Below are 6,466 nucleotides of genomic sequence, written 5' to 3'. Positions count from 1 at the left end.
AAAAGATACGGAAGAAAACGGTAAGAAGAGTGAAAAATTTACAGTTACAAGAGAAAAGAATATAAGCATATATAATATACTAATCTTAAAACCATCACAAAAACAGATGACTTTTTCCAATTTTTTTTGGTATAATATCATAAATTATGTTTAACGGTAGGTTGACAGGTGTGTCAGATTATGAAATGCTTTTTAACAGCACAGCACAGCACAGCACAGCACAGCACAGCACAGCACAGCACAGCACAGCACTCTGACTGCGCTTTTTTTTCGACTGTTCATAAAAGGAAACGGATAAAAGCATCAATAAATATGTACATGGATAAGATGTATGTATTTATTGGTGCTTTTTCTGACTAATAAAGATGGACATTTAAAGCATGGACATAAATGGAAATTAAGAAAACATATCTATTCCAATACTATATTTACAAAATCCAAGGAGGATTCAGATGAAAAGATGCAAGCATAATTTTAAGAAAGGAATGGCGTTTGTTCTTTCACTTGCCATGGTAGCAGGACTGGCTCCTGCCATGTCAGGCGGAGCAAATAAGGTGCTGGCAGCACCCGGTTCGGGAACGGAACCAAGTGTGTCCGCCTATGCCACAAAGGAGCAGTTGAAGAATGAATTTGCTCCGGATTCAGATGGTAATGCCACAAATATTGGAAAGCTTGTATTTGGTAAAAACAGCAGTGGAACAGCACAGCAGTGGTACATCTTAGGAAAGGATGAGGGTGTATCAGGGGATAATACCATCATCTTTGCCGCAAGCCCCATAGCAACAGGACAGAAGTTTGAGGATGATTCTTCCAACAATAAGGCTTTTCAATCAAGTTTTGGTGTATATGCAAGTAATCCATCAGAAGTATATCCAAACCACTACGGAGCAAGTGACCTTCGTGTGGCACTGCAGAATATGGCTACGGATACATCCTACTTCACCACAGCCGAGCAGGGCTTGATGAATGACACCACAGTGACAACGAAGGATACGAATAACAGTAGTGTGACCTATACCACCACAGACACGCTGTATGCATTACAGGGAGATTATGCTAATGATAAAAAACTGTGGGCAGGAACCAGTGACAGTACAGTACTTGCCATGAGTAGTTACTGGAGCAGCGGAGCTTGGTTCTGGCTGCGCTCGCCTCGCGCCAATTATGGTGGTACCAGTGCGATGGTCGCTAAGCCGGGCAGTTCTGTCGGCTTTAACTTCCGTGTTAGCAACGGGCTCGCTGTTCGGCCCGCTTCCAATCTGAATCTGTCATCTGTTTTCTTTGCATCTGCTGCGACAGCAGCATCATCTGATCCAGTATGGGGAACGCTAACAGGCGGTACGGCGATGACTTTAAGACTTAACGGAACAGGTAAGAATATTGGTACAGTAACCTATAATGCCACAACAGGTGATATTAAGGCAGCGAAGGGAAGTACATCGCAAACCGTGGCACTTGTTGTACAGGGTAATGACGGAATAAACGACTGGTATTACAGTAAAAAGATTGATACATCAGAAACGGTAAATGCTTCGGCTATCAAGTCAGCACTTAGTTTGTCGTCAGATATAAATTTATCCGACTGCAAAATCTGGCTGGAAACTACAGACAGCACGGAAAATTTAATTTATGCGGTAGGGGCAACCGAAATATTAAGTATCACATCTGTAGAAATTACAGGTATTGATACTCCGGTGCCTAATACCTCATTAGATACCGGGGCATCATGCGTAACCGAAGGAGTAAGCAGTACCACACCACAGATTACATGGGCACCAAATGATTCCACAGCCGGATATAATACAAGCTACACCGCAAGTATTAAGCTTACAGCAGCTACAGGTTACGAATTTACGGATTCCACGACAGCTACTGTATTAGGTAATTCCGCAACAAGTGTTAAGAAGAATGATGACGGAACGCTTACAGTAACATATGCTTTTCCTACCACAGCAAAGGAAAGTATCACATCTGTAGCCATTACAGGTATTGATACTCCGGTGCCTAATACCCCATTAGATCCCGAAGCAGAATGCGTAACCACAGGTGTAAGCGGTACCACACACCTGATTAGATGGACACCAGGTGATACTAAAGCAGGATATCATACAAGCTACACGGCAAGCGTTACACTTACAGCAGATGAAGACTACGAATTTATTGATTCCCCGAAAGCTACCATAGAGGGTAATGATGCAACAAGTGTTAAGAATGCTGACGGAACGCTTACAGTAACATATGCTTTTCCTGCCACAGCAAAAGATAAATTGACAAGTATCACTGCACCTCAGGCAATAACAGTAGCGAACGGAACCGCTTATAGTGCTATGAATCTGCCTACAACGGTTGGGATTGTGACAGAAGGTAATACGGTAAGTAGTGCACCGGTCACATGGAATACAACTACACCGGCAAGCGGAAGCTATGACCCTGCTGTATTAACCCAGCAGACCGTAACCTTAACTGGTACGGTAACATGTCCGGACAGTATTGATGCTAACGGAGTTCCACTAACTACGACCATTACTATTACCATAAGTGAGGCAGGCACAGTTGGAGCACCGACAGCAAATCCGACAGCCGGAACTTATTCAGATAATCAGTCGGTAGCACTTACTTCTTCTACAGAGGGAGCAACGATTTACTATACAACCGATGGAAGCGAACCAACAATAACTGGCGGAACCACGCAACAGTACACAGCACCGATAGCAGTAACAGGAACAGAAGGACAAAGTATTATAACTACCATCAAGGCAATCGCTGTAAAGGACAGAATGCAGAACAGTAGTGTTTCAACATTTAGTTATAAGATTGAGATTCCGGATACCACAGCACCAGCGGCAGAGATAAAGATTGACACAAACAGCTGGAATAAGTTCTGGAATACAGTAACCTTTGGACATTTCTTTAAGAATACCAAAGAGGTAACCATAACTGCATCCGACAATGTGACAGCAAGTCCGACGATAAAATACTACTTGTCTGACAACGAATTAGCATTAACAGAAGTACAGTCAGACAGCATACCATGGACAGATTATTCAGATGAGTTTGACATAAATGCCAGCAGTAAGAAAATTGTCTATGCAAAAGTCACGGATGATGCAGGCAATACTACAATTGTGAATTCGGATGGAATTGTTGTATATACGGATTCCGCTGCGGATACCACAGCGGTTACTTATGTAAAGAACGTAACAGGTGATGTGACAGCAAATGTAATATTGAATGGAAACACAGTTGCGGGCATTAAAAACGGAAGCAGTGATCTCACAAATGGAACGGATTATACCGTGGACGGAAATGGAGAGATTACCTTCAAGAAGGAATATTTACAGACACTTTCAGTAGGAATCTATACACTGACCGTAAGCTATAATCCAATGGGTGAAAGCTTTGTGCAGGGAAATGGAAACGAGACTCCGAATACAACCGAACTTTCATTAACTGTGAAAAATCCAAAGCTTATCAGCATCATTCAGCCGACTGCCATAGATGGTGTGGCAAACGGAACGGAAAAGACTGCCGCAGCACTGGGACTGCCGGCAACTGTGACAATTGTAACGGAAGATACCGGTATCACAACAGCAGATGCGACATGGGATCTGACAAACCTTGCAAGTGGAAGCTATGACCCGTCCGTATTTACCGAGCAGAGCTTTACCGTAAAGGGAACCGTGACACTTCCACAAGGCATTGATAATCCGGATAATGTAGACTTAAATATAACAGTCAGTGTAACAGTCATTGCGGCAGACATTGTTAAAGTACCGACAGCAAATCCGACAGCCGGAACTTATACAGAGAATCAGTCGGTAACACTTACTTCTTCCACAGAGGGAGCAACGATTTACTATACAACCGATGGAAGTGAACCTACAATAACTGGTGGAACCACGCAAAAGTACACAACACCGATTGCAGTGACAGGAACAGAAGGACAAAGTATTACAACCACCATCAAGGCAATCGCTGTAAAGAACGGTATGCAGGATAGTAGTGTAGAGACATTTACCTATACCATTCAGATTCCGGTACCGAAATATATTGTGACTGTAACGAACGGAAGCGGCACCGGGCAATATGTACAGGGCGAGACGGTAACGATTACAGCGGGGGCAGCACCAAGCGGACAGCAGTTTAAGGAATGGGAAGTAGTAAGCGGAACGATTACACTTGCAAGCAGTACGAGTGAAACAACTACCTTCACCATGCCTGCAGAAGCAGTAAGCGTGAAAGCAAATTATGAAGCAGTCCCTGTGACAGAGTACACCATCACAGCCACAGCCGGAGCAAACGGAAGTATTACTCCTAGCGGAGCTGTCGGGGTTGCAGCAGGGGGCAGTCAGACATTTACGATTAGTCCGTCATCCGACTATGTGATTGATACCTTAAAGGTGGACGGTTTGGAAGTGACAGCAACCACAAGCTACACCTTTAGAGATGTAAATGCGAATCACACCATAGAAGTTACCTTTAAGCAGGAAAGCCAGACACCGGATGTGTCTGATAACAGTAATAACAACCAGAATGATAATAACAATAGCGATTCCTCTGATGACAAGCCATCGAGTGGAACTGATAAGAAGGATGATGTACCTAAAACCGGGGACAACACACCGATTGTATGGCTGTTTATACTATCAATTCTTTCCGGAACGGGATTGATTATTACCGTAAAGAAACGCAGAGAAAATTTGAATTCATAGAAACGATAGTTAAAAAATAAAACGATAAAATAACCATGGAGAAGGCGGGCATGTATGTCCGTCTTTTCATGTAGAGGATGGACGGTTTGAGGTGGTGTTTAAGAGGCTTGGGTAAGGTACTATATAAACTTGGACATTCTCCGGTAAGACCAGAGTTTCGTATTGAATATACGGTAGCGGAGCCGGAGAAATGCAAAAACGAGTTGTTGGCAAATGCGGTAACAGACGCAAAAGCAAAGGCAGAGGTTCTTTCAAAAGCATCAGGAGTAAATCTGGGAGAGATTATAACAATGCAAATTGCAGATGTTTAGTCGAGTATGATAACGGAAGCGGGATATATCAGAATGCACACACAAAAAAGAAATATTCCGCAAGCAAGGTTGACATTGAAAACATAAAAAAAGCAGAATCAATCGCAGGAATGAGCGAAGTAAGGAAAGAAATTTTAAAAAGGAACATAAAATCTTACAAAGTTAAGATGTATGAAAAACAATCGAGTACAGAGGAAATTATAAAAAATATATCGGGTGGCGATGAAACGGAGGGTTCATGTGCGTCGTTAGCTTATGCATATGCAGGCAATAAAGCAGGGTATAAAGTGAACGACTTTAGAGGTGGTGAAAGTCAAGATTTTTTTCAAGTTATAAAACGTTAGACAGAATAAGCAAATTCAACGGTGTAAAATCATATATAGAAAAGCACAATAGCGATAAGATGGCCGTAAAAAAGTTATTATCCAAGGTTGAAGAGAAGAAAGAATACATATTAGCTACTGGTGAACATGCGGCAATAGTACGAAAAAATAACGGTGAATTAGAATATTTAGAATTGCAACATCCATTTAGTAATGGCTAACAAATTTTATCCGTTAAATAATAAAGCGTTAAGGGAAAGATTTGGAACCGTATCAAGTAATAAAACTTCTACAGGAATTAAATATGAGAAAAACAGCTATCTTATTGATGTTGAAAGTTTAGGTAAAAATAATGAGTTTTCGAAATTATTGCAATTTATAAATACTCCGCAAGGAATGGAAGGGGGCGCATGGACGTGTCAAGTAATTATAAAAAAGGGAAATATAGTAAGTATAGTTTATATAAAAAAATGAAAGTGATAAAATTTATTGGTTAGATATTTACGACAAAGTTGGCGAACATGTATTTTCTTTTGACGGAGAAACTTTATATAACTTTTTTTCTGAATACAATGAACTTACACCGGAGCAGAAAGAAATATTTAAAAAAGAAAACCCCACATTAGCAATATTAAAAGAGGTTTAAATTATGGCTAAAGATGATATGCCAGTATTATTTTGTAAAGTACTAATATATCTATACAAAGTATTAAAATGCAAACAAGAACGAGACGAATACTACATACATCCGTTAACTAAAGACTTTCCAATCAGCGAAGATTATTTACAAACCGTACTTATTGAACTACAAGAAAAATGCTATACATCAAAGACGTATTAAAGGTTAATAAACAAAGAGAACACATATTTAATATCCCTAATTATAGAATTGGTAAGATTTATATATATGGAGATAAAAAAACGGTCGAAGATTTATACAACGAATTTTCTGGTAAAGGAGATTTGATAGAGTATAAAGGCGAATGGCTGAAAAAAGAGAGGATTACTGCAGAGCGTACTATTGGTGTATATATAGATCAAAATGGAGTTGCTATAGAGACAAATAGATTCATGATTATATATTCAAAAAGCGGGTATCATATATACCAAAGGAGGTAGG

Annotated in this window: 7 protein-coding genes; all 7 read left to right on the top strand. The window is 40.5% G+C overall.

The genetic code is table 11. The annotated features are described in order from the left end of the window. Positions 1–452: 452 nt before the first annotated feature. The 7 genes from ACYQ1N_RS04445 to ACYQ1N_RS04415 all read left to right on the top strand — a co-directional run bounded on the left by ACYQ1N_RS04445 (position 453) and on the right by ACYQ1N_RS04415 (position 6,465). A complete protein-coding gene (locus ACYQ1N_RS04445; RefSeq protein WP_459833230.1) occupies positions 453–4,712 on the top strand; it encodes a chitobiase/beta-hexosaminidase C-terminal domain-containing protein in 4,260 nt (1,419 codons plus the stop codon). Positions 4,713–4,798: 86 nt separating this feature from the next. Further along, positions 4,799–5,023 (top strand): SIMPL domain-containing protein, encoded by a 225-nt coding sequence (locus tag ACYQ1N_RS04440; RefSeq protein WP_459833228.1) that lies wholly within the window; start codon positions 4,799–4,801, stop codon positions 5,021–5,023. A gap of 110 nt (positions 5,024–5,133) precedes the next feature. Continuing rightward, complete coding sequence (locus ACYQ1N_RS04435) at positions 5,134–5,367, top strand: hypothetical protein (protein WP_459833225.1); 234 nt, start codon at positions 5,134–5,136, stop codon at positions 5,365–5,367. Between the two features lie 192 nt (positions 5,368–5,559). Continuing rightward, positions 5,560–5,820: a hypothetical protein gene (locus tag ACYQ1N_RS04430; RefSeq protein ID WP_459833223.1), complete on the top strand. Its 261-nt coding sequence runs from the start codon at positions 5,560–5,562 to the stop codon at positions 5,818–5,820. Between the two features lie 10 nt (positions 5,821–5,830). Continuing rightward, a complete protein-coding gene (locus ACYQ1N_RS04425) occupies positions 5,831–5,992 on the top strand; it encodes a DUF7675 family protein (RefSeq protein WP_459833235.1) in 162 nt (53 codons plus the stop codon). A 3-nt stretch (positions 5,993–5,995) separates the two neighbouring features. Continuing rightward, positions 5,996–6,187, top strand: a complete 192-nt coding sequence (locus tag ACYQ1N_RS04420; RefSeq protein ID WP_459833221.1) for a hypothetical protein — start codon at positions 5,996–5,998, stop codon at positions 6,185–6,187. Further along, the gene (locus ACYQ1N_RS04415) at positions 6,163–6,465 is read left to right on the top strand and encodes a polymorphic toxin type 50 domain-containing protein (RefSeq protein ID WP_459833218.1); all 303 of its coding nucleotides are present in this window, start codon (positions 6,163–6,165) and stop codon (positions 6,463–6,465) included. Before ACYQ1N_RS04420 ends, ACYQ1N_RS04415 begins: the two co-directional genes overlap by 25 nt. Position 6,466 lies beyond the last annotated feature (1 nt).

This window comes from Howardella ureilytica, assembly GCF_054657495.1.
The sequence above is the reverse complement of the archived record's forward strand: the minus strand, read 5'-3'. Positions and strand labels throughout refer to the sequence as shown.